Source organism: Caballeronia sp. LZ034LL, assembly GCF_031451215.1.
Classification (GTDB): Bacteria; Pseudomonadota; Gammaproteobacteria; order Burkholderiales; family Burkholderiaceae; genus Caballeronia.
In genome coordinates this window covers 1,107,077-1,132,670 of the sequence record NZ_JARUXR010000003.1, presented here as the reverse complement: position 1 = coordinate 1,132,670, position 25,594 = coordinate 1,107,077, and the positions used below count along the sequence as shown (strand labels likewise).

The following is a 25,594-nucleotide window of genomic DNA, read 5'->3' as shown; positions in this document are numbered from 1 at the left end:
AGGAAGACCTCATGAGCGTCACACACGAAAGCAAGCGCCAGGCGCTGAAAGCGCGTTTCGCGCGCAAGGACCTCGTCACCGCGCCGGGCATCTTCGACATGATCTCCGCGAAAATGGCCGACTCCATGGGCTTCGAATGCCTGTACATGACCGGCTTCGGCACGGTGGCGTCGTACCTCGGCCTGCCGGACGCGGGCCTCGCCACGTACACTGACATGGTCAACCGCGTCGCGGCGTTCTGCGGCGGCACGAATACGCCGATGATCTGCGACGGCGACACCGGCTACGGCGGCCTGCTCAACGTCGCGCATACGGTGCGCGGCTATGAACAGGCAGGCGCGGCGGGCATCCAGTTGGAAGACCAGGAGTTTCCGAAAAAGTGCGGCCACACGCCGGGCCGTCGAGTCATTCCGCTCGAGGACATGGTGCGCAAGATCAAGGTTGCCGCGGAAAGCCGCAGCGACAGCAACTTCCAGATCATCGCGCGCACCGATGCGCGCACCTCGCTCGGTCTCGATGAAGCGCTGCGCCGCGCCGAGGCGTTTGCGAAGGCGGGCGCGGACGTGCTGTTCATCGAATCGCCGGAGAGCGTCGAGGAACTGGAGAAGATTGGCCGCAGCTTCGACCAGCCGCTGCTGGTGAACGTGGTGGAAGGCGGACGCACGCCGCAGCTTGCGCCCGACGAGTTCCAGAAGCTCGGCTTCACACTGGCGATCTATCCGGCGACGGGCTTCCTGACCGCCGCGAAGGCGCTCAAGGACGCGTACGGCCAGATCCTCGCGCGCAAGAACACGGAGAGCGCGGCGGACGCGATGTATCCGTTCTCCGCGATGTGCGAGCTGATGGGCTTCCCGGACGTCTGGGCCTTCGACCGCGCACACGCGGATTGAGGTTCAGACGCGCCGCTTGAGATCGGCGAGCAGCGCGACCAGCTGGTCCGCGTGCTCGTCGGTCGTGCGCCACGACGACACGCTGATCCGGAACGCGGGCCGCCCCTGCCATACCGTGGCGCCGAACCAGGTATCGCCGGAGGCCTGCGCCGCCTGACGGATCGCGACGGTCTGCTCGTCGGTCGACGCGCGCGCCAGCACCTGATTGATCACCACACGATTGAGCACCTCGTAGCCCGCCTCGCGCAAGCCCTCGGCAATGCGTGAAGCCTGCGCGCAATGCCGCTCGATCATCGTCGCGACACCCGCGCGCCCGAGCGAGCGCAACGCCGCCCAGACCGGAATACCGCGCGGCCTGCGCGAGAACTCCAGCGTCAGGTTCTTCTGCGCGTCCGGCGCGCCGGTGAGGTAGACGGCATCGCTGTTCATCGCGGAAGCGAGCGCGGCGGCGTCGCGGCAGATCACCATCGCGCCGTCATAAGGCGTGTTCAGCCACTTGTGGCCGTCCGTGGTCCAGCTGTCCGCGCCGTCGATACCGTCCGTCAGAAACGCCTTCGACGACGCCCGCGCCCACAAGCCAAATGCGCCATCGACGTGGACCCACGCACCGGCCGCTTTGGCGTGCGGCAGGAGCGCGGCGAACGAATCGAACTCGCCGGTGTTCACTTCGCCGGCCTGCATGCAGAAGATGGTCATGTCGTCGAGCGGCGGCACGCGTTCCGGATCGATGCGCCCGTATTCGTCCGCCGGCGCGACGATCACGCGCTTCATGCCGAAGCCCAGGATGCGCAGCGCCTTCCTGACGGTGATGTGCGCCATTTCCGAGATCACCACTTTCACTTCGGGCGCGCCGATCAACCCGTCCGCGTCGAAGTCCCAGCCCCTGCGCGCCAGCAGCGCCCGGCGCGCCGCCGCGATGGCCGCCATCGTGCAGGCGGTCGCACTGGTGCCGAAGCCGACTGCGCTGCCCTGCGGTAGCCTGAGCACATCCACGACCCAGCGCGCGGCAATGCGTTCGATGGTCGCCGAGACCGGCGAGTTGTCGAACGACGACGCGCATTGGTCCCACGCCAGCATCAGCCGTTCGGCCGCCGCAGCGGCAGGCAGCGTCGCGCCGACGACAAAGCCGAAGTAACGCGGGCCGTTGGATACCGCCGTGGCGGGAGAGCCTTGTTCGTCCAGCAGCCGAAGGCCATCGGACGGCGGGTGGCCGTGATCGGGCAGGGGCTCGTCGAAGGCTTCGAGGCCGGCGAGTGCCGCGGCATCGGGAAATACGCGGCGCGTGGCGGCAGATTCGAGATAGCGGCGGGCGCGGTCGTTGGCGTCGGCAAGCAGCGTGAGTTCGTCCATGCGAATCCTGGCTATGTCGGGAAGAAGCTCATTGTCACCTGCGCGCGCCGATCGTGCGCGCATCGCCAGATTGCAGCCTGAAGTCAGCGAATAGTTGATGGTTGTCATTAAACAGATTACTTCGGGATTACTCTCAAAATAACTCCGGCCTATATTTTCAATTCATATTTACCCTTGAATCGATTCATTCCTTTTGATGCCAGTCATCCCATTGAATCTCCCGAAAAAGCACACTTCGAGGAGGAGCATGAGTTTCACTTTATATCCGTCGGTCGATATCGTTGCTTCGAATGCATTGACTTCCCGAACCGCGATTGCCGCTACGCTCGGTCACGACATGAAGGCGGAGCAGCTGGGCAGTCCCGTCGATCTGGCGCTCGCCTTTCAGGACGCGGGCGCGCGCTGGATTCACGTGGTCGATCTGGATGCCGCCGCGGGCAAGGGAAACAACCGGCATCTGATTATCGAACTATTGAAGCGGGTTAAAGCCAACGTGCAGGTCTGCGGCGGAATCAGGACTGAATCCGACGTTGCCCAATTAATCGACGCAGGATGCGCCCGGATCAATATCGGTACGGCGGCGCTCGATAATCCGCATTGGTGCGAAACTCTTTTCAGGCGATATGGCGAAAAGATTGCCATTGCATTGGACGTCCGCGAGTCGGATTCCGGATACACGCTGACCAGCCGTGGCTGGAATGACGAATCGGGAGACTTGTGGCCGAAACTGGCGACGCTGGATGAACTCGGATGCCCGCGCTATGTGGTGACCGACGTGAACCGGGGCGGAACCATGAATCACCCCAATCTTCGCCTGCTCGAAGCCATGAAGAAAAGAACCTGCAAGCCCATCGTTTCCGGCGGAGGCGTGTCGAGCATTGGGGATATCTTTGCTCTCGAGGCTATTGGCGTGGAAGGAACGGTGCTGGGGCAGGCGCTGCATTGCGGCAGTCTGTCGTACGGCGAGATCGAAGCACAGCTAGGGCAGATTGCGACCGTATGACCCATTCATGGCTGAGCCGTTTCCCGAGCCTCTCCACGTTCGGCCTCCTCGGTGACATGAGAGGAGGCTTGCACGAGCTCGATCTGATTCACCGCGATGTACGAGATTTTCCAGCGCTGATCGGCACGCATGAAAGCGGCATTGCATCGCGCTCGAAAAATTATTATCGAACGGCGAGCGGCCGCGACCTGCTCGAAGAAATCCTTGTTCTTTCCGCAATCAACGAGAACCTCGAATGCAATGGCAGCCTGTGCTCCCGGCCTGCCCGCTACATTCTCGCCGATCACCTTCTGAACAAGCTGTTGAGAATGCTCGACGCGTGTCTGGCAAAGCAGATCAGCAATGACGCGATCATTCCGCTCATCGATGCTGTCAGGGACCATGCCGAACAACTCGTGGCGCTGCTTCTCGGTTCGCGCCAGGTGCCGGCCGCCGCGCGCTTTTCCAGGGACGCCATGCCGCGTGAAGTACTGGATTCCGTGCCTCGTGTGTTTCTCGAAGGCGACAATCACGCGCTGTCGATTTCGGCCGGCATGTTTTCATTGGAAGCGGAATGGGATTGCTGCATCGGCATTCTGCTGGGCGGCGGTGCGCCGGCCGCGTTGCTTTCGGCCATTCACGACGCCCAACTGAATTTCCTGAAGCTATCCGCCTACGATGACGCCGCGAACAATTCGGACATGATCTGGGGAAGCAGTATTGCCGCTTGCAAAAGAATTCGTCTCATCGACGATAACTGCGGCACGGGCAATACCTTGAACCGGGCCGAACAGATCCTGAATGCGGCGCCTGACGCGATTGTCGGGCCCTGGGCTGCGGAACTGCACTGGGAAAAGATGCTTCGCGTCACGGGATATCAGCATGACGAAGCCATTTTCGATGCGCAGCGGCTCGATACGCTGTCTCCCTGGAGTTTCAGACATCACCGCTTGCTCAGGCAATTTCCTGTCGCTGAGGATTCGAATCTCTATCACACGACGCTCGACCAATGGGCCGACTTCTCGACATCGCTGTTGTCGCTCGTCGACGATATCGGTGCCATGCCGGTCTCCATTCAAAGGGCGAGACACGATATGGCGATACTGAAAAACCGCCCGCGGGCGCCGGCCGGACTCTTCGCGCTCGTCCAGTCGTGTTCCTGCGAACATGGCACGCTGCAATGAAACCGCAAGCACATATTGTCTGGGACTGGAACGGCACGTTATTGAACGACGTCAGCATTGCGCTGGAAGCGACCAATCGCGCGCTGCGGCACTTCAAGCTCGGCGAGTTATCGCTCGAAGACTATCGCGCGCTTTACTGCGTTCCGGTACACGACTTCTACAGCAGCATTCTCGGAAGAGAGATCCTGGACGCCGAACTCGATGCAATCGGCGTGATCTTCAACGACTACTATCGCGACGCGATTCATCTTGCACCGCTGGCTCACGATGCACGCGAGGTTATCGCGAGCCGGACGAGTCAATCCATCTGCTCGCTGTTGAAGCAGCCGATGCTCGGCGGCATGCTCCGCCGCTTCGAAATCGATGCGTACTTTTGCTGCGTTCACGGGCGCGATTTTCCGCTCACGCGCAATGGCAAGCTCGATCACCTGGTGAGGCATGTCGATCTGCTGAAACGAACCCATGTCGTCGAGGCGGGTTCGATTGTCGTCATCGGCGATTCAATCGATGACGCGCTGGCCGCACGCGCAGCCGGGGTTCACGCTGTTCTGTATTCATCGGGGACTCATAGCCATGAACGCCTGGCGCAAGTCGGCGTGCCTGTCGCTCATTCCCTGATGCAAGCCGCGACGTTCGCCGATGCGATCGCGCTGAATCAATCTCTTTAGGAAGTCATTCATGTTTCATGCTGTAATGGGCCTGCAATTCGGCGATGAAGGCAAGGGCAAGTTCGTCGATTATCTTTCGCGGCGCTACAAACATATCGCGCGTTTCAACGGCGGCGCGAATGCCGGACACACGGTGAACGTCGGTGAAACCAAGGCCGCGTTCTCGCAGATTCCCGCCACGCTCGAAGGCGCGAAGGAACTCTATGTATGCCAGGGTTCGCTGCTCAGTCTCGAAACACTGGAACGCGAAATCGCCTATATCCAGTCCGTCCACCCCGACAACAAGATTCATATCGACCCCCGCTGTCATATCGTGTTGCCGATTCACGCCCGGCTGAACCGGGCGTCTGAAAACTTCAAGGGCGAGAAGAAGATCGGTTCGGTTGGCGTCGGCGTGGGCGCGTGTTTCGAGGACAAATCGAACCGGCACGGCATCCGGCTGATCGACACGCAGCATCCCGACACGCTGCGGCAAAGACTGTCATTGCTGTGGGACATCCGGAAGAAACAGATCGAAAAAGTCTTCGAGGGCACACTGGACCTTGAATTCGATTGCGAATTCGAAAAACTTCTTGAACTGGGCAAGACCGTCAGACACTACGAGTGTTTCACCGACGAGAAAATCAGCGCGGCGCTTGCGGCGAACGAAGGCGTGTTGCTCGAAACATCGCAGGCGGCCTTTCTGGACTGCGCATTCGGCACATATCCCTATACGGTGGCCTATCAGACGTTGCCGCAGAACTGCTTCGGGATGATAGGCATACCTGCACACAAGATGCATGTGCTCGGCGTCATGAAGGCTTATATGATCCGGGTCGGCAACGGGCCGTTTCCCACCGAACTCGACGATGAGCGCGCCGAGTACATTCGCGAGCGAGGCCATGAATACGGCACGGTGTCGAAGCGGCCCAGACGATGCGGCTGGCTGGATCTGCCGCTGGTCGATCATGCGGTCAAGCTGGCCGGCGTGACGGAAATCGCCATCACCAATGTGGACGTGCTGGGCGGCATGCAGGAGATCACAGTCTGCACGGGCTATCGTCTGAATGGACGCGCGGTGTCGGCCAATGAGGCGCTGATGCAGTTCGCGGACGTCGAACCGGTCTATGAGCGCTTGCCCGGCTGGCCGCAATTGACCGGCCGATATGATTCCGTCGATGATTTTCCCGCCGAACTCAGGCACTACCTTGGTTTCATCCAGTCGCACCTGTCCGCGAAGATTCGCTTCATTTCCTACGGCCCTGACCGCAGCGAAACGATCAGGATCGGCAGCCATCATCCGGTTGCGATTGCCGAGCTGAGCGCATGATCGAGTACGTCACCGGATTCATGTTTTCCGAGTGCAAGCGGCATGTGGTGCTGGTGTCCAAGCTGAAGCCCGAATGGCAGCGCGGCAAGGTGAATGGCGTAGGCGGAAAGGTCGAGCCGGGCGAAACCGCCGCCGACGCCATGGCGCGCGAATTCATGGAAGAAGCGATGGTCGCCTCGACGCCTGACGAGTGGATCCACTACGTGCGCCTCGTCAGGCCCGGTTCTTACAAGATCGATTTCTTCTTCATGAGCAGCGCCGAGGCGTTTTCCGCACGGCGCGGCGACGCCGAGGAGATCGGCATCTTTCCGGTCGACGCGCTTCCGGACAACGTCATTCCCAACCTGCGCTGGCTGATCCCGCTCGCACTGGAACCCGGACTTCGCTTCGATGCGCCGCTCGACATCGTCGAAACGGCGCACCCTTTGCACGCGCACCGCGTCCCGCCGCCGCTCAGCGAAAGATGGCGTTGAGATCGTTGCCCGCCGCGGCGTCCTTGAATCCGTCGAAACGGCCGTCGACGAGACCTTGCGCCGCGCGCATGAAACCGCCCCACGCGGCGCGCGCCAGTCCGCCGCCCACACTGACGCGCCGCACGCCGAGCGCCGCGACCTGATCCAGCGTGAAGTCGGACACGCCGCCAATCAGCAGATTCACCGGCTTCGGCGCGACGGCCCGGACCACGGCCTCGATGTGCTCGCGCGTCTTGATACCGGGCGCGTAGAGACAGTCGGCGCCGGCTTCGGAATAGGCCTTGAGACGCGCGATGGCGTCGTCGATATCGGGCTTGCCGGCGAAGAAATTCTCCGCGCGCCCGACGAGCAACGTATCGCCGCCCGTTTCATCGATCGCGCGGCGCGCCGCCTGCATGCGTTCGACCGCAATTTCAATGGGAAACAGCGGCGCGGCTTCATCGCCGGTCGAATCTTCGATCGACAAGCCCGCGACGCCCGTCGCCACCGCCAGCCTGACGCTTTCCGCGACCTCGGCCGGCGTCGCGCCGAAACCGCTCTCGAAGTCGGCGTTCACGGGCAGGTCCGTCGCGGCGACGATCTCGCGCAGGTGAGCGAGCACGTCATCGCGCGAGACGTGATTGTCCGCGTACCCGCGCGACCAGGCGAAGCCGGAACTCGTCGTCGCGAGCGCCTTGAAGCCGAGCGTTTCGAGATAGCGCGCGGAACCCGTATCCCAGGGATTGGGCAGCATGAAGCAGCCCGATTCGTGCAGCGCGCGAAAGGCCGCGCGCTTCTCGGCGATGGTGCGGGTCATGGCGTGTCTCCTGTCGGTGATCGAGCGTGAGCGTAGACAATACGCTCTCCGGCATGAACGCGCCCGCCAGGAAAAACGGCGACCCGGGAAGGTCGCCGTTCGTCACGCCGGAGGCCGGCCTGCGCTTACTTCCTCAACTCTTCTTCAGCTCGTAGCGGTCGAGATCCATCACCTTGCTCCACGCGGCGACGAAGTCATTGACGAACTTCTGCTGGCCGTCCGCGCTGGCATACACCTCGGACAACGCCCGCAGCACCGAATGCGCGCCGAAAATCAGATCGACGCGGCTGCCGGTCCACTTGCGCTGCCCCGACTTGCGATCGCGGCCTTCGAACACATCGCGGCGGGACGACATCTGTTGCCACTCCGTGTTCATGTCGAGCAGGTTGACGAAGAAGTCGTTGGTCAGCGCTTCGGGCTTGTCGGTGAAGACGCCGTGCGCGCCGTTCCCCGACGACACCTTCAACGCCCGCAGTCCGCCGACGAGCGCCGTCATTTCCGGCGCGCTCAGCGTCAGCAGTTGCGCCTTGTCGATCAGCAGCGCCTCGACCGGCACGCGGATGCCGTCCTTGACGTAGTTGCGGAAGCCATCGGCGACCGGTTCCATCGCGGACATCGAGAGGACGTCGGTCTGCTCCTGCGACGCATCCATGCGGCCCGGCGTGAACGGCACGGTCACCTTGTGCCCCGCCTGCTCCGCCGCTTTCTCGATGGCCGCGCCGCCCGCCAGCACGATCAGGTCGGCCATCGAAATGCGCTTGCCATCGGATTGCGCGCCGTTGAATTCGCCCTGAATGCCTTCGAGCGACTTCAACACCTTCGCGAGCTGCTCGGGCTCGTTGACCTGCCAGTCCTTCTGCGGCGCGAGCCGGATGCGCGCGCCGTTCGCGCCGCCGCGCTTGTCCGAGCCCCGGAACGTGGACGCCGACGCCCATGCCGTCGACACCAGCTCCGCCACCGACAGCCCCGACGCCAGCACCTTCTGCTTGAGCGCCGCGACTTCCTGATCGGTCACGAGCGGATGATCGACGGCCGGAATCGGGTCTTGCCACAGCAGTTCTTCCTGCGGCACTTCCGGTCCGAGATAGCGCGCCTTCGGTCCCATGTCGCGATGGGTCAGCTTGAACCATGCGCGCGCGAAGGCATCGGCGAACTGGTCGGGGTTCTCCCAGAAACGCTTTGAAATCTTCGCGTATTCCGGATCGAAGCGCAGTGACAGGTCGGTGGTGAGCATCGTCGGCTTCAGCTTCTTCGACGCATCGTAGGCATGCGGAACGGTTTCGCCCGCGTCCTTCGCCACCCATTGATTCGCGCCCGCCGGGCTCTTGGTCAGCTCCCATTCGTAGCCGAACAGGTTTTCCCAGAAACCGCTGCCCCATTTCGTCGGGGTCGTGGTCCAGGTCACTTCGAGACCGCTCGTGATGGTGTCCGCGCCCTTGCCGCTGCCGAAGCTGTTCTTCCAGCCGAGACCCATGTTCTCGAGATCGGCGGACTCCGGCTCGGGACCGACGTTGTCGGCCGGACCTGCGCCGTGCGTCTTGCCGAAGGTATGTCCACCCGCAATCAGCGCGACGGTTTCCTCGTCGTTCATCGCCATGCGCGCGAAGGTCTCGCGGATGTCGTGCGCGGCGGCGAGCGGATCCGGATTGCCGTCAGGGCCTTCCGGGTTGACGTAGATCAGGCCCATCTGCACCGCGCCGAGCGGATTCTCGAGATTGCGGCCGCCGTCGGTCCGGCTCGCTTCCTCGCCGTGCTTCTCTACGTCGGCGGTGATGACGCCCTGGTCGTCGTCATTGCCGGCTGCGCCCTTGCCGTAGCGCACATCGCCGCCGAGCCAGGTCTTTTCGTTGCCCCAGTAGACGTCCTGATCCGGCTCCCAGGTATCCTCGCGCCCGCCGGCGAAGCCGAAGGTCTTGAAGCCCATGGTTTCCAGCGCGACATTGCCGGTCAGGATGATGAGGTCGGCCCAGGATAGCTTCTGTCCGTATTTCTGCTTGATCGGCCAGAGCAGGCGACGGGCCTTGTCGAGACTGACGTTGTCAGGCCAGCTGTTGAGCGGCGCGAAACGTTGCTGGCCGCGGCCACCGCCTCCCCGGCCATCGCCGATGCGGTAGGTACCCGCGCTATGCCACGCCATGCGAATGAAGAGCGGACCGTAATGGCCGAAGTCGGCGGGCCACCATTCCTGCGAGTCGGTCATCAATGCGGCAAGGTCTTTCTTGACCGCGGCGAGATCGAGACTCTTGAAGGCTTCGGCATAGTTGAAGCCGGTATCGAGTGGATTGGAATTGCCGGAGTGCTGATTCAACAGATCTACGCGTAGCTGCCTGGGCCACCAGTCACGGTTCGTCGTGCCGGTACCGGCGGCATGAGTAAACGGACACTTCGATTCGTTTGACATGCGCTATCTCCTTGCGAGGACGGTCCCACTAATTGTTCTGCTGTGCTCCTGCCTTGACGTCGGATCCGGTGAACCTGCCCCGAACCCGTGATTGAAGTCGCTGCGTGCGGCGACGCGAAAATCGCAGGCTTGCCAGCCCTGCCGTATTTCAGAAAATACGTGACAGCCACCATCAATAGAATGCGATTTTCGCAATGCGGCCGATAGGGGCCGGCTATAGGCTCGCCTGCCGCTCACGGCTTGCTGATGCTGCGCTGCGGGATGCATGAGCGCCTCCGCAACGAGCTTTTCAGTCTAGCAGCGTATGACGGCCCCGGCATGACGAACTGTGCGAGCCTCAATCCTCATGCTTCGTCAAGTCCGCCGTCCGGCAAATGGTGCGCAGCCGGCGAACGTTGGAAGATTTGACAACACAACAAGGTGTTGTCAAAATGTCCAACAGTAAAGGTAAAGCAATTCTGATTCTTGGCGAGCGCCATGAGCTCTCGCCAGACTCGCTCGTTGAAATGAAGATCTGGCAAGTCCCTGTGCCGGTTCCGGGATGCTCGCATTCGTGGAAGTACAGGCTTGCGTTCGTCGCGCGGAACGTATGCGTGCTGCGTTACGACAACGAGCGTCGCAAGGGTGACCATCGTCATTTCACGAACACCGAGTCACCTTATGAATTTTCCTCACTGAATCAGCTGCTGGCCGATTTCAGGATGGATATGGAAATCTTGCAGAGATGGAGGTCAAGACCATGAAGACCGTCACGATAAGCGTGTCGTCCCTCGACGACGTCATGAAACGCGCACAGGCCGCCGCCGCCGGCAAGGCTCAGGGCGCGCACTTCTCCTATGCCACCCCCGAACTGCTGTTCCGCACGTTCACCACGTCGCGCTGGCAGATCATCCGCGCCATGACCGGGGCCGGCGCCATGTCCATCCGCGAGCTGTCGCGGCGTATCGAACGCGACGTGAAAGGCGTTCACGGCGATGTCAAGGCGCTGCTCGAAACCGGCTTGCTGGAACATGACGAGAGCGGCGGCATCGTGTTTCCCTATGACACCGTGCACGTCAATTTCACCTTGAAAACAGCGGATCTCACGCAGCCCGCCGCTTCCGCGGCTCAGACGCTTGCTGCGGCGCTGCCGGCGGAGGCCGTGAAGACGGCGCCCGGTCCGCGCAAGGAAGCCGCTCCGCGCAAGAAGGAAGCACGCGCGGCGGGAAGCCGCTGAGCCGCTGCATGCCGAGCGCCGCGCGATGGCTTCGGACTAACTCCAGTCGTCCATGTCGTGCTTGATGCTGTGGCGGTGCGCAATGAGTTCGTCCACGCTCGGCTCGTTGTTCATCGCGCGCCGGATAGCCAGTTTGGTGGCTTCGTAGTTCGTACGGTACATGTCCTTCTTGTCGAGGTTCGCGTCGGTGGCGCAACGCGGGTCGATCCACACCAGGCTGATGATGCACAGGTCGTTGGCCTGGTCCCTGGGCAGGATGCCTTCGATCAGGCAATCGACCACGGCATCGGCCGTCGCGGACTGCACCACGCCGCCGAACAGGTCGATGTTCCCCATGTCCTTCAGCGTCACTTTCGGCACGATCATGGTCGCGGGTCGGACCATCTGATTGCATGCGCGAATGGCGAACATGGCCGTGTGTCCCTTCGACTGCGCCATCATGTTCGCGAAGGCGTGACCCACGGGGCCGTCTACCCGGCCAATCAGTATTTCCGGCATGGCATCGGTGGCTTGTCCGGGAGCGGCGAGCACGGTGGCCTCGCCGGCGCGGAAGGTCAGATCCGGATTCATGAAGACTTCTCCTTTCAGGACGAAACAAGGATTCGATCGATCAAGGGGCCACCCTCATGCAAGTACGGTGCCATTGCGCGCGGACAAGGCGCAGCGCCGTGTGCCGTCGATCCGCAGGGACACACTGTCCGCGCGGCGTGACAGATTGACTGAGATTCAGCTGAACGTGCTGATCGATGCTCGCCCTGCGTCCTCCATGCTAGAGTGCTCCAAGTGGTCGGACCAGTGAGGCGTGCCATGCATCCATCCCATCCGGAAGACGCGTCGCAGATCGCGGACGTCGTGGCGGAACGTATCGAAAGCCTGATCGTCGATGGCGTCCTGAAGCCCGGTCAGGCGCTGCCGTCCGAACGGCGGCTGACGGTGAAGCTCGGCGCGTCGCGCTCGGCGGTGCGCGAAGGGCTGAAGGTGCTGCGCACGCGGGGCATCATCGAGACGTCGCACGGACGCGGTTCGTTCGTCGCCGCGCTCACGACGCAGCCGGCGCTCACGCCGATGATGCATCTGCTCGGCTCGCAGCCCCGCACGCTCTACGACATTTTCGAAGTGCGCGCGATGCTCGAAGCCGAATCGGCGCGTCTGGCCGCATTGCGCGGCACGCAGGCGGATTTCGCGCTCATCACCCGCCGCTACGAAGAGATGCTTGCCGCCAATGAGAGCGAGATCGGCGAGTCGAAGCGCGCCCAGCTCGACTACAACTTCCACCTCGCCATTTGCGAGGCGTCGCACAATCCCGTGCTGGTCCACACGCTCAGTTCCCTTACCGACCTGCTGTTGAGCTCGGTCTTCGCGTCCGTCAACAACCTCTATCACCGTGCGGCCGAGAAGCGTGTCATCGACAAGCAGCACGCCCGCCTCTACAAGACCGTGCTCGGCAAGCAGCCCGAACTCGCGCGCAAGGCCGCGAGCACGCATATCGATACCACCACGGCCTGCCTGCGCGAGATCGAAGCCGAGGAACAGCGCCTCGTGCGGGCGACGCTGCGGCTGAAGGGCTGGCAGTAGCCCGGCAGCACGCGCGCCGCACTGCCGTGCGGAAATCCGCTCAGCCGCGTCCTGACTGAACACGGCGGCAAAGCCCCTCTGGCACGCCGACAATAACTGGTCGGACCACTGGTCCGGTGTCTCGACAGCCTCGTGCGGTCGCGGAACAATGCGCGTCAGCCACTCAGTTGCGGCGCAAGTCCGCACACGTCGCACACGCACCAGGAGACACGCGATGACGCCCCAGTCCACCCCCGCCTTCGAAAACGCCACGTACGCCAGGGTCACCTGGCGCCTGCTGCCGTTTCTCTTCATCTGCTATGTCGCGGCCTACCTGGATCGCGTCAATGTCGGCTTTGCGAAGCTGCAGATGCTCAACGACCTGAAGTTCAGCGAATCGGTCTACGGACTCGGCGCGGGCATCTTCTTCATCGGCTATTTCGTGTTCGAGGTGCCGAGCAATGTGCTGCTGCATCGCGTCGGCGCGCGCGTGTGGATCAGCCGCATCATGATCACCTGGGCGCTGGTGTCGGCGGCCTCGCTGTTCGTCAGCACGCCGGCCATGTTCTACACGCTGCGCTTCCTGCTGGGCGTCGCCGAGGCCGGCTTCTTTCCCGGCATCGTGCTGTACCTGACGTACTGGTATCCCTCCACGCGACGCGGCCGCATGAACGCGCTCTTCATGATGGGCATCCCGGTCGCCGGCGTGCTCGGCGGCCCGCTGTCCGGCTGGATCATGGCGGCGTTCAATGGCGTACATGGGCTCGCCAACTGGCAATGGCTCTTCTTGCTGGAAGCCGTTCCGTCGCTGCTGCTCGGCGTGCTGACGCTGTTCCTGCTGCCCAACGGCATCCGCGCGGCTTCGTGGCTGGATGAGCGTCAGAAGCAGCTTCTGGAAGAGAACATCTCGCGCGACACCCCCGAAAACGCCGATCACTCCCTGAAAAGCGTCGTGACCAACGGCCGCGTGTGGCATCTGGCGGCCATCTACTTCTGCTGCATGATGGGCCTGTACGGCGTGAGCTTCTACCTGCCGACGCTCATCAAGGCGGCGGGCGTCAAGGATGCCTTCGACGTCGGCCTGCTCACCGCCATTCCCTACGCGGTCGCGATCGTCGCGATGACGCTCGTGGCCCGCAGTTCGGACCGTCGCAACGAACGGCGCCGGCATCTTGCGGTCGCGGCGCTCGCGGCCGCCGTGGGCTTCTATGCGAGCACGCTGCACACCGGCAACCTGATGCTCGCGATGCTCACGCTCTCGCTCGGCACGGCCGGCGTGCTTTCGATGATGCCGGTCTTCTGGACCTATCCGAGCAGCGTGCTCACGGGCACCGCTGCCGCAGCCGGCATCGCGATGATCAATTCCATCGGCAATCTGGCCGGCTTCGTCAGCCCGTCGATCATCGGTTGGATGAAGGACGTCACACACAGCACGAACGCCGGACTTGCCGTGGTTGCCGCGGCGCTGTTGCTGGGCGCGCTGCTGACGCTCACGCAGCGCGCGACGGCCGGTTCCCCCGCCGCCGCCCCGGGAACGAGAGAGGCTTGAGACCGCCATGTCCGATACGGCCCAGACCTCCGTCCCGTTCGCGAACGCCGGCAGCAGCCTGCTGGCTTCGCTCGGCGAGATCGTCGGCGCGCGCAACGTGCTCACCGGCGATGCGCAAACCCGCCACTACCGCACCGGCTATCGCTTCGGCGCCGGTCGCGTGCTGGCCGTGGTGCGTCCCGGCACGCTGCTGGAACAATGGCGCACGCTTGCCGCATGCTGCGCGGCGCGCGCCATCGTCATCACGCAGGCGTCGAATACCGGGCTGACCGGCGGCTCGACGCCCGACGGCGACGGCTATGACCGCGACATCGTCATCGTCAGCACGACGCGCATCCGCCGCGTGCATCTGCTCAAGGGTGGCAGCCAGGTGGTGTGCATCGGCGGCACGACGCTCGATCAGCTCGAAACCACGCTCAAGCCGCTCGGACGCGAACCGCATTCGGTGATCGGCTCGTCGTGCATCGGGGCGTCGGTGCTAGGCGGCATCAGCAATAACTCGGGCGGCGCGCTCGTGCATCGCGGACCGGCCTACACGGAAATGGCGCTGTTCGCCGTCGTCGATGCCTCCGGCACGCCGTGCCTCGTCAATCATCTCGGTATCGAACTCGGCGGCTCGCCGGAGGAGATCCTGGCGCGCATCGAAAGCGGCGCGTTCAGCGACGCCGATGTCCACGCAGGCGCCGCGGCCTCGGATCACGACTACGCGACGCACGTCCGCGACGTCGATGCACCGACGCCCGCGCGCTTCAATGCCGACCCGCGACGGCTGTTCGAAGCGTCGGGTTCAGCGGGCAAGGTGATGACCTTCGCGGTGCGGCTCGATACCTTCGCAGCCGAACGCGGCGCGCAGGTCTTCTACATCGGCACTGACGACACCGCCGTGCTGACCCGTCTGCGGCGGCACGTGCTGGCGAACTTCACGCATCTGCCGGTGGCAGGCGAATATCTGCACCGCGATGCGTTCGACGTCGCGCGCCGCTACGGCAAGGATCTGTTCGTCATCATCGACCGGTTCGGCACGCGCCGTCTGCCGCTGTTCTTCAATCTCAAGACGCGCGCGGATGCCTGGTTCGAGCGCTTCGGCTTCATGCCGAAGCACCTGACGGACCGTCTGCTCCAATGGTTCAGCGAGCGCCTGCCGGAGCATCTGCCCGCGCGTCTGCTGGACTTTCGCGAGCGTTATGCGCATCACCTGATGCTGAAGGTTCCGGCAGCCGGCGTCGCGGAGGCGCGCGCGTATCTGGAGCAGCACTTCGCGAGCGATGAGCGTGTCGGCGCGTACTTCGAATGTACCGATGACGAAGGCCGCCGCGCCTTCCTGCATCGCTTCGCGGCGGCGAGTGCGGCGGTGCGCTATCGCGCGGTGCATCATCGGGAGGTGGAGGATATCGTTGCGCTGGACATCGCCCTGCGCCGCGACGATCGCGCGTGGTTCGAGCAGTTGCCGCAGCCGATCGAGCAGCCGATCCTGCTGAAGCTGTACTACGGACATTTCCTGTGTCACGTGTTCCATCAGGACTATATCGTCGCGAAGGACCACGACTGCATGGCACTCGAACACGAGATGCTCGCCTTGCTCGATGAACGCGGCGCCGAATATCCGGCCGAGCACAATGTCGGGCATCTGTACGAAGCGAAGCCGCAGCTTGCGGCGTTCTATCGCACGCTCGATCCGTGCAATTGCCTGAATCCGGGCATCGGCAAGACTTCGAAGTTCGCGGCGTATCGGGAGTAAAGGTCGCGGACTTGCTTTGAGAACGGGGCGCAAATCCGCTATCCTGACGCGGACCCTCTTCACCTCGTTTCGCTCGATGCTCACTCTCAGTCCGCGCGACCGCGCGATGCTCAACGGCGATTTCGGCGCAGGCGTCGCGCTCGCAATGCGCATCGTCGCCGCGACGGCTCGCGTGATGGACGCCCGCGCGTTGATCGACATCACGTCGGCGCACATCGACGGCTGTCTCTATCACGGCGCGGCCAGTCTCGACTTCGTGGAACGCTTCGTCGCGAGCGGCGCGAAAGTGTCCGTGCCGACCACGCTCAATGTCGGCTCGCTCGATCTCATTCATCCCGAACTGTTTCGCGGCGAAGCCGAACTCGCCCGCGCGGGCACGCGGCTGATGCAGGCGCATGTCGAACTCGGCTGCGAGGCGAGCTTCACCTGCGCGCCGTATCAACTGCGGCATCGGCCGAAACTGGGCGACCAGATTGCCTGGGCCGAATCCAACGCCATCGTGTTCGCCAATTCGGTGCTCGGCGCGCGCACGAGCCGCTATGGCGACTTCCTCGATCTCGCCGCCGCCATCACGGGCCGCGTGCCGCATGCGGGACTGCATGTGACGGAGAATCGCGCGGCGCGTGTCGTGATCGAGGCGCCGGACGTGAGTGCATCGCCGCATCGCGACGCCCACTTCGCCGCGCTCGGCTTCGTGCTCGGCGGCGAAGTGGGCGCGACGGTCGCCGCAATCACCGGCCTTCCCGCCGACACCACCGAAGACGAACTGAAGGCGCTCGGCGCGGCGGCGGCATCGAGCGGTTCGGTGGCGATGTTCCATGCGGTCGGCATCACGCCGGAAGCCGCGACGCTCGACGCCGCATTGCAAGGCCACGCGCCCGAACGCACGTTGCGCGTGAGCGCGTCGGATCTCGCGGCAGTGCGCGCACGCTGGAGCCGCGCACGGCCCGGCGATGCGCTTGCCGCCGTGAGTCTCGGCACGCCGCACTTTTCCGTCGAAGAATTCCGTGCGCTCGCCGCATTGTTCGAGCGTCACAAAGGCAAACCGCGCAGCGACTTCTACGTCAATACAAGCCGCTTCGTGCTGTGGCAACTCGAACAGGAAGGCATCGCGCAGACGCTCGGCGGGCGCGGCGTGCAGATCGTCGTGGATACCTGCACGTACATCACGCCGGTCATGAAGCAGGTGACCGGGCTCGTGATGACCAATTCCGGCAAATGGGCGCACTACGCGCCCGCGAACATCGGCGTGACGGTGGCGTTCGGCAGCATGAGCGAATGCGTGCGCTCGGCCTTCGAAGGACAGGTGTGGTTCGATGAAAGCATTTGAAGCACTGGAAGCAATCGCCCTGGTTCCGGGCCACGCGCGCGCGGCGGGCATCGCGTTGCCGCCGCTGAGTTTCTGGGGCGGATATGACGCGGCGCGCGGCGTGATCGTCGATGGCACGCACGCCGGTCACGGCACGAGTCTCGCGGCACGCATCCTCGTGATGCCGCGGGCGCGCGGGTCGAGTTCGAGCAGCAGCGTGCTGGCGGAAGCCGTGCGCAACGGCACCGGGCCAGTTGGCATCGTGCTGACCGAGCGCGACCTGATCCTGTCGATCGGCGCCATCGTCGCGAACGAACTCTATGCGAAGCACGTTCCCGTCGTGATGGTCGATGAAGCCGCGTTTGAGCAGATCGCGGCGGCGCCCGATCACATGGAGATCGACATCGACGCCCGCGACGCCACGCAGCCCGCGCGCGTCCGCCTCATCGCGCCATGATGGTTTCGACCACCGCGATGATCTGCTGCGCGGCCGTCTTCACGTGCTGTTCGAGCAGCTTCGCGCCGAGCTTGGCATCGCGCTTCCGGCACGCCTCGACGAGATTCATGTGTTCGTCGTGCGACTGCTCGCGGATCGGCACCTGCACGACCTGAAAACGAAAATAGCGATCGCTGCGGTCGTGCAGCCCGCGCAGCATCTGCAAGGTGATGTCGCGCCCGGCGGGCAGATAGAGCGTCTCGTGCAGACGCCAGTTCAGCTGCCCCCACATGCCCGATTCGGCCTGATCCATCTCGTTCACGAGCTTTTCGGCCCGCGCGATCTCGGCGTCGCTGATATGCGGAATGGCCTGGGAAAACAGCCACGGCTCCAGCCTCAGCCGGATCTCGAACGTCTCCTGCACTTCCCCGATCGACAACTCCGCGACATACGCGCCCTTGTGCGGAACCTTGGTCAGCAAGCCTTCGCCGACCAGCCGCGTGATGGCCTCGCGCACTGGCACGCGGCTCACGCCGAGTTCGTCGGCGAGCGCTTCCTGACGCAGCACTTCGCCGGGCGCGAGATCGCCGGACAGGATGCGCTGCCGCAGCGCCGTGGTGACGAGTTCGACCGTCGTCGTGCGCACGATCCTGCGCGTGGTGTCGCCGGAATCGGGCACGTCGGCGCGGCGGCGGAGTGGAGTCACGGCTGAAGACATGTGGTTCCGCTATGCGATGTCGATTAAAGGTGGCATTTTGGCACGCGGCCTCAGCGCAAGGTCTCCCGCACCCACACGCCCTGCTTCATCACGCCCGCGATGCGCTCGCCCTGCCCCGTCAGCACGCGAATGTCCTTCAGCGGATCGCCGTCCACGACCAGCAGATCCGCGAACGCACCCGCCGCCACGACGCCCAGCTTGCCCTTCATGTTGACGATCTCCGCGCCGATGGCCGTCGCCTGGCGAATCGCCTCGAACGCGCCGACGATCTCCGCGCGAATCGACAGCTCATCGCTCTGGAACTGATGCATGTCGCCGAGCAGGTCCGAGCCGAGGCCCATCTTCACGCCGCGCTTCTGCAGCATCGCAACGGCTTCGAGACCGCGCTTGCGCACCGACTCGTTCTTCGCCAGCGTATCCTCGCCCAAGCCCATTTGCGCGCCGACACGGGCCATCGCGTCGTACGTGACGAGCGTGGGCACGGCATAGGCGCCGTGTTCGAGCATGGCGTCGGCGGCTTCCTCGTCGATCAGATTGCCGTGCTCGATGGTCCGCACGCCGAGCCGCACGACCCGCGCAATCGCCTTCGGCGTATAGGCATGCGCCATCACATAGGTCTGATGCGACTCCGCTTCCTCGACGGCGGCCTTCACTTCATCGACGGAGAATTGCAGGTTGCCGATCGGATCGGTGGGCGACGCCACGCCGCCCGACGCCATGATCTTGATGTGATTCGCGCCGGCGCGCATTTCCTCGCGCACGGCCTTGCGCATTTCATCGACGCCGTCCACCACGCGCCCGATCGCCCCCATGTTGCGATTGCAGCCGCACGGATCGGGGTCCGAGTTGTCGAAGCGTTCGCGGAAGTCGCCGTGTCCGCCGGTCTGCGAGAGCGCCTTGCCCGCGACGAACAGGCGCGGCCCCGCGATCACGCCTTCCTCGACGGCGCGCGACAACGCATAGTCCGCGCCGCCCGCGTCGCGCACGGTGGTGAAGCCGCGGTTCAGCATGCCCGCGAGGATCGGCACCGCGCGCAGCACGGCGAAGGTGTTCGGCAGGCGGCTGTTGTTGCCGAGATGCGCGACCGACGCGATCACATGCACATGGCAATCGATCATGCCGGGCATCACCGTCTTGCCGCCGACATCGATCACCTCCGCGCCGCCCGCGTCCACCGGCTCGCGCGTGACGTCGCGAATCGTGCCGCCTTCGATGACGATGGAGTAGCGGCCGTCGTCGCGTTCGTGATCGACGTCGAGCACGCGGGCATTCTTCAGGATCAGCATGAACGAATCTCTCCGGTTACTTGAGCAGGAAGCCGTGCGCGAGCGGATCGCGATCATCGACGAAAATCGTGTTGTGGCCCGTCACGCGCGCCCAGCCTTCGATGGCCGGCACGATGGCGTCGAATTCGCCGACGCGCGCCGCTTGCATCGGCACGCCTTCGAACAGCGTGCCGATGATGCTCTCGTGCACGAAGCGTTCGCCGATCTTCAACTGGCCCTTCGCGACCCGCTGCGCCATGCGCGCCGACGTGCCCGTGCCGCACGGCGAACGGTCGATGGCCTTGTCGCCGTAGAACACCGCGTTGCGCGCGCTGGCGCCGGTCACGGTGGGCTCGCCGGTCCACATCACGTGACTGAGGCCGTTGATGGCTTCGTTTTCAGGATGCACGAAGCGGTACTTCTCGTTGGCGCGTTGCCGCAGCACCGGGCTCAAACGCTGGATATCCGAAGGCTTCAGCGTGTGCAAGCCTTCGTAGTGACGCTGCGGTTCGACGATTGCGTAGAAGTTGCCGCCGTAGGCCACGTCGAAGCGAATCTCGCCGAGGCCGTCCACGTCCACCGAGAGATCCTGCGAATGCAGGTAGGACGGCACATTGACGAGCTGCACCGAGTCCACATGCTCGCCGTTCATCCGGTAACGCGCGATGACCACGCCGGCAGGCGTGTCGAGCCGCAGCACGCCCGGTTCGCGCGGCCGCACGAGGCCGTTCTCGATTGCCGTCGTGACCGTGCCGATGGTGCCGTGTCCGCACATCGGCAGGCAGCCGCTCACCTCGATGAAGAGAATCGCGAGATCGCAATCGGGGCGTGTCGGCGGATAGAGAATACTGCCGGACATCACTTCGTGGCCGCGCGGCTCGAACATCAGCGCGGTGCGGATCCAGTCGAACTCACGCAGGAAGTGGGCGCGCCGTTCGATCATGCTCGCGCCTTCGAGCGGCGGCGCGCCGCCCGCGACCACGCGCACCGGATTGCCGCAGGTGTGTCCGTCGATGCAGAAGAACGTGGACTTCATTGCTCGAGCGCCCGCACGCTGGCGATCGCCTTCTCCACGATCTCGATGGTCCGCTGCCGTTCCTCGCCTTCCAGCATCAGGCGCGGCGCCTTCACGTATTCCGGATAGCCTGCCGTGATGTTCTCCGCCAGCTTGATGTATTGCACGAGCTTGACGTGCGTATCGAGATGGAACAGGTCGATCAGCGCGCGGTACAGGGCGCGCGCCTTGTCGTACTCGCCGTTGACCGCGTGATTCAGCAGCGCAACGGATTCCTTCGGCATCGCGTTCGCCATGCCCGACACCCAGCCGGTAACGCCCAGCGCGACCGATTCCACGATCAGGTCATCCACGCCGCAGAACACGACGAACCGGTCACCGAAGCGCGCATAGAGATCGGTCACGCGGGTCGTGTCGTAGGTCTCTTCCTTGATCGCGACGACGTTCGCTTCGTCGGCGAGTTGAGCGAGCAGGTCCGGACGCATGTCGACGCCATAGCCGCGCGGATTGTTGTAGATCATCAGGCCGAGGCGCGTCGAGCGCGCGATCGAGCGGTAATACTCGACCGTCTCGCGATCGTCCGAGCGATACGTCAGGCCCGGAAACACCATCAAGCCCTGCACGCCGATCGCTTCCGCATCCTTCGCGAACTGCATCGCGTTCGCCGTGTTCAGTTCCGCGAGGCCCGAGATGACCGGCACGCGCCCTTTCACCGTTTCGACCGCGATCTTCAGCACCGTGCGTTTTTCGTCCGGCGTGAGCTGGGCGTTCTCGCCGACCATGCCCATCATCACAACGCCGCCGACACCGCTCTCGATCAGCCGGTTCAGCCCGCTGACGATAGCTTCCTGATCCAGCGAGCCATCCTGCTTCAGCTTGGTCGTGACAGCGGGGAAGACACCTTTCCAGTTCACTTGCATGTTTGCTCCTCCAGTGGATGTGAATGCTCAGAAGCGGGCAATCGAATAAGGCGCGAGCGGCACGCGCGGCGTGCGGCCCGCCAGGACGTCCGCGACGAGTGCGGCGGTGGTCGCCGACTGCGTCAGGCCGAGATGGCCGTGGCCAAATGCGTAGACGACCGACGGCACGCGCGGCGACGCGCCGATCACCGGCAGCGAATCGGGCGTGGCCGGACGATGACCCATCCATCGCGCCGCGCCGCTGTCGTCGATGCCCGGCAGGAAACGCTTGCCGAGCGTGAGCAGCGCGTCGCTGCGCTGGTAGTTCGGCGGTGCATCGAGGCCCGCGAACTCGGCCGCGCCGCCGATGCGCATGCCGACGTCGAGCGGCGTCGCGACGAACTTGCGTTCCGCGAAGATCACCTCGCGATTCAACGCGATGCCGTGCCGGGGCAGCGTGGCGTTGTAGCCGCGCTCGCTTTCCAGCAACACCCGGTCGCCGATGGACCGCGCCAGCGTCGCCGACCACGCGCCCGCCGCCACGACGATGCGGCGTCCGCTCACGCGGGTGCCGTCATCGAGCGCGACACTGCCAGGCGCTTCGATTGCACGCGCCACGCCGGTCACGAAACGCGCGCCGAGCGCCCGCACGCGCTCGCGCAGCAGCGTGACGATGCGGCGCGGGTCGCCGATATGCGACCAGTCGTCGAGGAACACGCCGTGTCTGAAGACCGGCGCGAGCGCCGGCTCGCATTCGCGCACTTGCTGCGCGTTCAGCGCATGCCAGCGCACGCCCAGTTCACGTTTGAAGGCCCATTCGTTTTGATCAGCATTGAAGGCTTCGTCGGTTTCATAAACGGTCAGCGCACCGCGGCGGTAGTGCATGGCCGTGGCGCCGATGTCGTCGAACATCGGCAGGATATCGTCGTAGACGCGGTTGTTCAGCAGCGCGAGCGCATGCGACACGGCCTGATACCGCTCCGGCTCGGCGGCGCGCCGGAACGCCATGAACCACGGCAGCGCCTTCGGCAGATGCTTCCAGTCCACGGCCAGCGGCCCGAGCGGATCCATCAGCCACTTCAGGGCCTTCGAGACCATGCCATGCACGGCGATCGGCGTGCTCTCGCTCACCGCAATCCCGCCCGCGTTGCCGTGCGACGCGCGGTCGCCTTCGAAATCGCGCTCCACGAGCGTTACGCGGGCGCCGTCGCGCAGGGCCGCCCACGCGCACGCAAGGCCAATCACACCGGCGCCGACTACCACCACATCATTCGTTTCTTCGTTCATTGCAAGGGAGCGTGCGCCGTTTCGCGGATGGTCATGACGGTGAGCGTGGAAAGGAGCGCGGCCAGCATCACGAAGTACGCGGGCGACAGCGGCGAACCGGTGGCCTTGATGAGCGCAATCGAGATCATCGGGGCAAAGCCGCCGAACACCGCGTTGGCGATGCCATAGCCGATCGACATCCAGGTCGTGCGAATCTTCGTCGGGAACAGTTCGGAGAGCACGGCCGGCCCGACACCCGAGAAGATGCCGATGATCACGCCGCCCACCACCTGCACCGCGCCGACGACAGCCGCCGACTTGTAGGCGAGCATCAGATGGAAGATCGGATAGGGCAGCACGAGGAACGCCACGCAGCCGATCGTGTAGATGGGCTTGCGTCCGAAGCGGTCGGACGCCGCGCCCCAGAACGGGATCGACGCCGTCATGACGATCAGACCCGCCGTGTTCAGCCAGAGCGCCGTCGAAGCATTCATGCCGACGTACTTCGTCGTGAACGACGGCAGATAGTTGAGCAGCACGTACAGGGAAACCGTCCACACGATCACGAGGCCGCACGCCTGCAAGCCGAGCAGCACGGGGGCGCGGGCCGGGGCTTTGGGCGCGTCGTCGCTGGCGCTTTGATAGACGGGCGTTTCCTCGCTGCGCTTGCGGATGATCCAGCCGATCGGCCCGATCACGATCGCCCCGATGATGAACGGCACGCGCCAGCCCCAGTCGAGCAAGGCCTGCGGCGAGAGCAGCGTGGTCACCAGCGCGGCCGCGCCGGAGCCGAGCAGCATGCCGCCGAGCGTGCTGCATTGCTGGAAGCTGCCGTAGAGGCCGCGCTTCTTCGGCGGCGCCCATTCCACCAGGAACGCGACCGCGTTGCCCAGTTCGCCGCCGACGGAAATGCCCTGCAGCATGCGCGCCGCCACGAGCAGGACCGGCGCCATGATGCCGATGGACGCGTAGGTGGGCAGCAAGGCCATGAACAGCGTGGCGGCGGCCATCAACGGCATGACGAAGGTCAGCGTCCACTTGCGGCCTTTCTTGTCGCCGAGCCAGCCGAAGATGATCGCGCCGAGTGGCCGCGCGGCAAAGCCCAGGCCGAACGCGCCGAAGGTGCCGAGCATGGCGGCGAAGTCGTCGCCGGTGGGAAACATCACTTTCGCGATCACGGTCGCGAGAAACGCGTAGGTTCCGAAGTCGAACCATTCGAGGATATTGCCGACCACCGCCGCCGTCACCGCGCGGCTGGTCTGCGTGGACATGCGTGGACTTTCGCTTGCGGCGTACGGGCTTGCAACGGCTTGGGCTCGATCGGTCATGACAGCTCCGGAGAGGATGCGGCATCTGGACAGGCGATTCGGTTCCGGGCGATTGTGCGCCGATCTTTTTCCTGAATCAAGGATTTTGGATCCAAAATAAGCGGATAAGATTGAATGCGGGATTACCGCATGACCCGTTCCGATGCTCCGTACAGTGCCTTGGTACGCCTTTATGGAGTCGTCATGCAGATCCCGGAATCCTCATCCAGCCCGCCTTCGACGCCGGACGATTTACCCGCCGACGAACCCCTTGCCGCGCTTCCTTCGAATGTCGATCCGGACATGGCCCGGGAATACAGCGGCTATCTCGACCAGACCAGCTTTACCGACTACTCGACGCCGCCCGACGCGTTGACGAGTTCGGACACGCTGCCCCGCGGAGGCGCGCGAATCCCGAGCTGGACCGGACCTCAGGCTCAGGAAGCGGCGCGGCAGTGGAGCAACACGATGGACCTGGTTCATCGCGGTGAAGCGGACGAAAGGCCGGAAGTTCGCCAGTCTGCCGCGGACCTCGCGCGCGACGCGGTTGCGCAGCAAGAGGCGTTTCTGGTTGAGGCCGTGCATGACCACACGCGCCGCTCGACGCCGCCCATCGGCTGGCAGGACATTTCCGACGATCCCACGAAGCTCGCGCGTTTCGGCCTGACGCCGGACGATCTCGAGCTGCCGGGCTCGGGACTCGGCGCCCGTCTCTTCGAACCCGATCCGGCGATCTTCGGTCACGACCTGAAGCCCACGCTGGCGTTCGAGCGCACCGACCTTCCCAGCGTCAGGGACTGGAGCACCAACCTCGCGCAGGCATTCAACCTGCCGGTGAAATCGGCCCAATATGAGCGAGCGGTGCAGATCGGCAACCAGATCCGCCAGCACGGCGCGGCCGGCGATCTCTATCTGGCCGGCCATTCGCTGGGCGGCGGCCTCGCGGCGGCGGCGGCGACAGCCAGCGGCGCGACCGCTTTCACGTTCGGCTCCGCGGGCCTTCACCCGGCTACAGTGACGCGTTACGGCGGAACGCCCCAGCCGAGACAGATCTATTCATACCGCGTCGATGGCGACGCGCTGATCCGCATGCAGGACAAGCACGCCGGTCTTCCGAAGGACGTGGGCACGCGCTTCGACCTGCCCGCGACGAGCGCCAGTCCGTTCCTTCGGCACTTCATCGACGATTACTGGTCCGGGTTGGCGCGCGTGGTCGGCCAGGAGCGTATGAATCTGGATGTCGCGTTGCGTCACCCGTTGCGCGTCTGA

Annotated in this window: 24 protein-coding genes; 14 read left to right on the top strand and 10 right to left on the bottom strand. The window is 64.2% G+C overall.

The genetic code is table 11. From position 1 onward, the window contains the following. The first annotated feature begins 11 nt into the window (after window positions 1-11). Window positions 12-890 carry an isocitrate lyase/PEP mutase family protein gene (locus QCE83_RS26295; RefSeq protein ID WP_309818230.1) on the top strand — a complete coding sequence of 293 codons (879 nt, stop codon included), beginning with the start codon at window positions 12-14 and terminating at the stop codon, window positions 888-890. A gap of 3 nt (window positions 891-893) precedes the next feature. Here the strand turns inward: QCE83_RS26295 and QCE83_RS26290 are convergent, their stop codons facing one another. Next, window positions 894-2,240, bottom strand: coding sequence for a pyridoxal-dependent decarboxylase (locus tag QCE83_RS26290; RefSeq protein ID WP_309818229.1), 1,347 nt, complete (start codon window positions 2,238-2,240; stop codon window positions 894-896). A gap of 247 nt (window positions 2,241-2,487) precedes the next feature. On the opposite strand from QCE83_RS26290, the gene QCE83_RS26285 reads away from it, so the two are divergent. The 5 genes from QCE83_RS26285 (at window position 2,488) to QCE83_RS26265 (ending at window position 6,856) form a co-directional block, all read left to right on the top strand. Further along, the gene (locus QCE83_RS26285) at window positions 2,488-3,243 is read left to right on the top strand and encodes a HisA/HisF-related TIM barrel protein (protein ID WP_309818228.1); all 756 of its coding nucleotides are present in this window, start codon (window positions 2,488-2,490) and stop codon (window positions 3,241-3,243) included. Between the two features lie 68 nt (window positions 3,244-3,311). Continuing rightward, window positions 3,312-4,406, top strand: coding sequence for a hypothetical protein (locus QCE83_RS26280; protein ID WP_309818227.1), 1,095 nt, complete (start codon window positions 3,312-3,314; stop codon window positions 4,404-4,406). Continuing rightward, window positions 4,403-5,074: an HAD hydrolase-like protein gene (locus QCE83_RS26275; protein WP_309818226.1), complete on the top strand. Its 672-nt coding sequence runs from the start codon at window positions 4,403-4,405 to the stop codon at window positions 5,072-5,074. Before QCE83_RS26280 ends, QCE83_RS26275 begins: the two co-directional genes overlap by 4 nt. Before the next feature lie 10 nt (window positions 5,075-5,084). Further along, window positions 5,085-6,383: an adenylosuccinate synthase gene (locus QCE83_RS26270; RefSeq protein WP_309818225.1), complete on the top strand. Its 1,299-nt coding sequence runs from the start codon at window positions 5,085-5,087 to the stop codon at window positions 6,381-6,383. Beyond that, on the top strand, window positions 6,380-6,856 hold the full coding sequence (locus QCE83_RS26265) for an NUDIX domain-containing protein (protein ID WP_309818224.1): 477 nt from the start codon (window positions 6,380-6,382) through the stop codon (window positions 6,854-6,856). The genes QCE83_RS26270 and QCE83_RS26265 overlap by 4 nt, the downstream gene beginning before the upstream one ends. Here the strand turns inward: QCE83_RS26265 and QCE83_RS26260 are convergent. Together QCE83_RS26260 and katG are read right to left on the bottom strand one after the other, a co-directional pair. Then, a complete protein-coding gene (locus tag QCE83_RS26260) occupies window positions 6,837-7,652 on the bottom strand; it encodes an isocitrate lyase/phosphoenolpyruvate mutase family protein (RefSeq protein ID WP_309818223.1) in 816 nt (271 codons plus the stop codon). The two genes, QCE83_RS26265 and QCE83_RS26260, sit on opposite strands and share 20 nt — an antisense overlap. Before the next feature lie 133 nt (window positions 7,653-7,785). After that, entirely contained in the window at window positions 7,786-10,053 is a 2,268-nt protein-coding gene (gene katG, locus QCE83_RS26255) for a catalase/peroxidase HPI (RefSeq protein ID WP_309818222.1), read from the bottom strand. Between the two features lie 431 nt (window positions 10,054-10,484). Here katG and QCE83_RS26250 point away from each other — a divergent pair, with 431 nt between their 5' ends. Then, the gene (locus tag QCE83_RS26250; RefSeq protein ID WP_309818221.1) at window positions 10,485-10,796 is read left to right on the top strand and encodes a DUF6516 family protein; all 312 of its coding nucleotides are present in this window, start codon (window positions 10,485-10,487) and stop codon (window positions 10,794-10,796) included. After that, window positions 10,793-11,269 carry a transcriptional regulator gene (locus QCE83_RS26245; protein ID WP_309818220.1) on the top strand — a complete coding sequence of 159 codons (477 nt, stop codon included), beginning with the start codon at window positions 10,793-10,795 and terminating at the stop codon, window positions 11,267-11,269. Before QCE83_RS26250 ends, QCE83_RS26245 begins: the two co-directional genes overlap by 4 nt. Window positions 11,270-11,305: 36 nt before the next feature. On the opposite strand, the gene fae is transcribed toward QCE83_RS26245, so the two are convergent. Beyond that, entirely contained in the window at window positions 11,306-11,839 is a 534-nt protein-coding gene (gene fae, locus QCE83_RS26240; RefSeq protein WP_309818219.1) for a formaldehyde-activating enzyme, read from the bottom strand. A 237-nt stretch (window positions 11,840-12,076) separates the two neighbouring features. Here fae and glcC point away from each other — a divergent pair, with 237 nt between their 5' ends. The 5 genes from glcC to QCE83_RS26215 all read left to right on the top strand — a co-directional run bounded on the left by glcC (window position 12,077) and on the right by QCE83_RS26215 (window position 17,876). After that, entirely contained in the window at window positions 12,077-12,844 is a 768-nt protein-coding gene (glcC, locus tag QCE83_RS26235; protein WP_309818218.1) for a transcriptional regulator GlcC, read from the top strand. Window positions 12,845-13,058: 214 nt separating this feature from the next. Next, window positions 13,059-14,372 (top strand): MFS transporter, encoded by a 1,314-nt coding sequence (locus tag QCE83_RS26230; RefSeq protein ID WP_309818217.1) that lies wholly within the window; start codon window positions 13,059-13,061, stop codon window positions 14,370-14,372. Between the two features lie 7 nt (window positions 14,373-14,379). Then, window positions 14,380-16,110 carry a D-lactate dehydrogenase gene (gene dld, locus QCE83_RS26225; RefSeq protein WP_309818216.1) on the top strand — a complete coding sequence of 577 codons (1,731 nt, stop codon included), beginning with the start codon at window positions 14,380-14,382 and terminating at the stop codon, window positions 16,108-16,110. Window positions 16,111-16,186: 76 nt separating this feature from the next. Continuing rightward, complete coding sequence (locus QCE83_RS26220; protein WP_309818215.1) at window positions 16,187-17,440, top strand: aconitase X catalytic domain-containing protein; 1,254 nt, start codon at window positions 16,187-16,189, stop codon at window positions 17,438-17,440. Continuing rightward, window positions 17,427-17,876 (top strand): aconitase X swivel domain-containing protein, encoded by a 450-nt coding sequence (locus QCE83_RS26215; RefSeq protein ID WP_309818214.1) that lies wholly within the window; start codon window positions 17,427-17,429, stop codon window positions 17,874-17,876. The genes QCE83_RS26220 and QCE83_RS26215 overlap by 14 nt, the downstream gene beginning before the upstream one ends. Here QCE83_RS26215 and QCE83_RS26210 read toward each other — a convergent pair. The 6 genes from QCE83_RS26210 to QCE83_RS26185 are packed head-to-tail and all read right to left on the bottom strand — an operon-like array spanning window position 17,863 to window position 24,346. Continuing rightward, a complete protein-coding gene (locus QCE83_RS26210) occupies window positions 17,863-18,573 on the bottom strand; it encodes a GntR family transcriptional regulator (protein WP_309818213.1) in 711 nt (236 codons plus the stop codon). The genes QCE83_RS26215 and QCE83_RS26210 overlap by 14 nt on opposite strands. 50 nt (window positions 18,574-18,623) lie before the next feature. After that, window positions 18,624-19,859, bottom strand: a complete 1,236-nt coding sequence (locus QCE83_RS26205) for an amidohydrolase family protein (RefSeq protein WP_309818212.1) — start codon at window positions 19,857-19,859, stop codon at window positions 18,624-18,626. A gap of 16 nt (window positions 19,860-19,875) precedes the next feature. Then, window positions 19,876-20,874 carry a 4-hydroxyproline epimerase gene (locus QCE83_RS26200; RefSeq protein WP_309818211.1) on the bottom strand — a complete coding sequence of 333 codons (999 nt, stop codon included), beginning with the start codon at window positions 20,872-20,874 and terminating at the stop codon, window positions 19,876-19,878. Beyond that, the gene (locus QCE83_RS26195; RefSeq protein ID WP_309818210.1) at window positions 20,871-21,773 is read right to left on the bottom strand and encodes a dihydrodipicolinate synthase family protein; all 903 of its coding nucleotides are present in this window, start codon (window positions 21,771-21,773) and stop codon (window positions 20,871-20,873) included. Before QCE83_RS26195 ends, QCE83_RS26200 begins: the two co-directional genes overlap by 4 nt. A 27-nt stretch (window positions 21,774-21,800) precedes the next feature. Then, the gene (locus QCE83_RS26190; protein ID WP_309818209.1) at window positions 21,801-23,039 is read right to left on the bottom strand and encodes an FAD-dependent oxidoreductase; all 1,239 of its coding nucleotides are present in this window, start codon (window positions 23,037-23,039) and stop codon (window positions 21,801-21,803) included. Continuing rightward, window positions 23,036-24,346, bottom strand: a complete 1,311-nt coding sequence (locus tag QCE83_RS26185) for an MFS transporter (protein WP_309818208.1) — start codon at window positions 24,344-24,346, stop codon at window positions 23,036-23,038. The genes QCE83_RS26190 and QCE83_RS26185 overlap by 4 nt, the downstream gene beginning before the upstream one ends. A gap of 183 nt (window positions 24,347-24,529) precedes the next feature. On the opposite strand from QCE83_RS26185, the gene QCE83_RS26180 reads away from it, so the two are divergent. Beyond that, complete coding sequence (locus tag QCE83_RS26180; protein WP_309818207.1) at window positions 24,530-25,594, top strand: Mbeg1-like protein; 1,065 nt, start codon at window positions 24,530-24,532, stop codon at window positions 25,592-25,594.

Bases quoted from the DNA above. Each gene is read 5' to 3' on its own strand.
- QCE83_RS26295 (WP_309818230.1), top strand. From the start codon at position 12: ATGAGCGTCACACACGAAAGCAAGCGCCAGGCGCTGAAAGCGCGTTTC.
- QCE83_RS26290 (WP_309818229.1), bottom strand. From the start codon at position 2,240: ATGGACGAACTCACGCTGCTTGCCGACGCCAACGACCGCGCCCGCCGC.
- QCE83_RS26285 (WP_309818228.1), top strand. From the start codon at position 2,488: ATGAGTTTCACTTTATATCCGTCGGTCGATATCGTTGCTTCGAATGCA.
- QCE83_RS26275 (WP_309818226.1), top strand. From the start codon at position 4,403: ATGAAACCGCAAGCACATATTGTCTGGGACTGGAACGGCACGTTATTG.
- QCE83_RS26270 (WP_309818225.1), top strand. From the start codon at position 5,085: ATGTTTCATGCTGTAATGGGCCTGCAATTCGGCGATGAAGGCAAGGGC.
- QCE83_RS26265 (WP_309818224.1), top strand. From the start codon at position 6,380: ATGATCGAGTACGTCACCGGATTCATGTTTTCCGAGTGCAAGCGGCAT.
- QCE83_RS26260 (WP_309818223.1), bottom strand. From the start codon at position 7,652: ATGACCCGCACCATCGCCGAGAAGCGCGCGGCCTTTCGCGCGCTGCAC.
- katG (WP_309818222.1), bottom strand. From the start codon at position 10,053: ATGTCAAACGAATCGAAGTGTCCGTTTACTCATGCCGCCGGTACCGGC.
- QCE83_RS26250 (WP_309818221.1), top strand. From the start codon at position 10,485: ATGTCCAACAGTAAAGGTAAAGCAATTCTGATTCTTGGCGAGCGCCAT.
- QCE83_RS26245 (WP_309818220.1), top strand. From the start codon at position 10,793: ATGAAGACCGTCACGATAAGCGTGTCGTCCCTCGACGACGTCATGAAA.
- fae (WP_309818219.1), bottom strand. From the start codon at position 11,839: ATGAATCCGGATCTGACCTTCCGCGCCGGCGAGGCCACCGTGCTCGCC.
- glcC (WP_309818218.1), top strand. From the start codon at position 12,077: ATGCATCCATCCCATCCGGAAGACGCGTCGCAGATCGCGGACGTCGTG.
- QCE83_RS26230 (WP_309818217.1), top strand. From the start codon at position 13,059: ATGACGCCCCAGTCCACCCCCGCCTTCGAAAACGCCACGTACGCCAGG.
- dld (WP_309818216.1), top strand. From the start codon at position 14,380: ATGTCCGATACGGCCCAGACCTCCGTCCCGTTCGCGAACGCCGGCAGC.
- QCE83_RS26220 (WP_309818215.1), top strand. From the start codon at position 16,187: ATGCTCACTCTCAGTCCGCGCGACCGCGCGATGCTCAACGGCGATTTC.
- QCE83_RS26215 (WP_309818214.1), top strand. From the start codon at position 17,427: ATGAAAGCATTTGAAGCACTGGAAGCAATCGCCCTGGTTCCGGGCCAC.
- QCE83_RS26210 (WP_309818213.1), bottom strand. From the start codon at position 18,573: ATGTCTTCAGCCGTGACTCCACTCCGCCGCCGCGCCGACGTGCCCGAT.
- QCE83_RS26205 (WP_309818212.1), bottom strand. From the start codon at position 19,859: ATGCTGATCCTGAAGAATGCCCGCGTGCTCGACGTCGATCACGAACGC.
- QCE83_RS26200 (WP_309818211.1), bottom strand. From the start codon at position 20,874: ATGAAGTCCACGTTCTTCTGCATCGACGGACACACCTGCGGCAATCCG.
- QCE83_RS26195 (WP_309818210.1), bottom strand. From the start codon at position 21,773: ATGCAAGTGAACTGGAAAGGTGTCTTCCCCGCTGTCACGACCAAGCTG.
- QCE83_RS26190 (WP_309818209.1), bottom strand. From the start codon at position 23,039: ATGAACGAAGAAACGAATGATGTGGTGGTAGTCGGCGCCGGTGTGATT.
- QCE83_RS26185 (WP_309818208.1), bottom strand. From the start codon at position 24,346: ATGACCGATCGAGCCCAAGCCGTTGCAAGCCCGTACGCCGCAAGCGAA.
- QCE83_RS26180 (WP_309818207.1), top strand. From the start codon at position 24,530: ATGCAGATCCCGGAATCCTCATCCAGCCCGCCTTCGACGCCGGACGAT.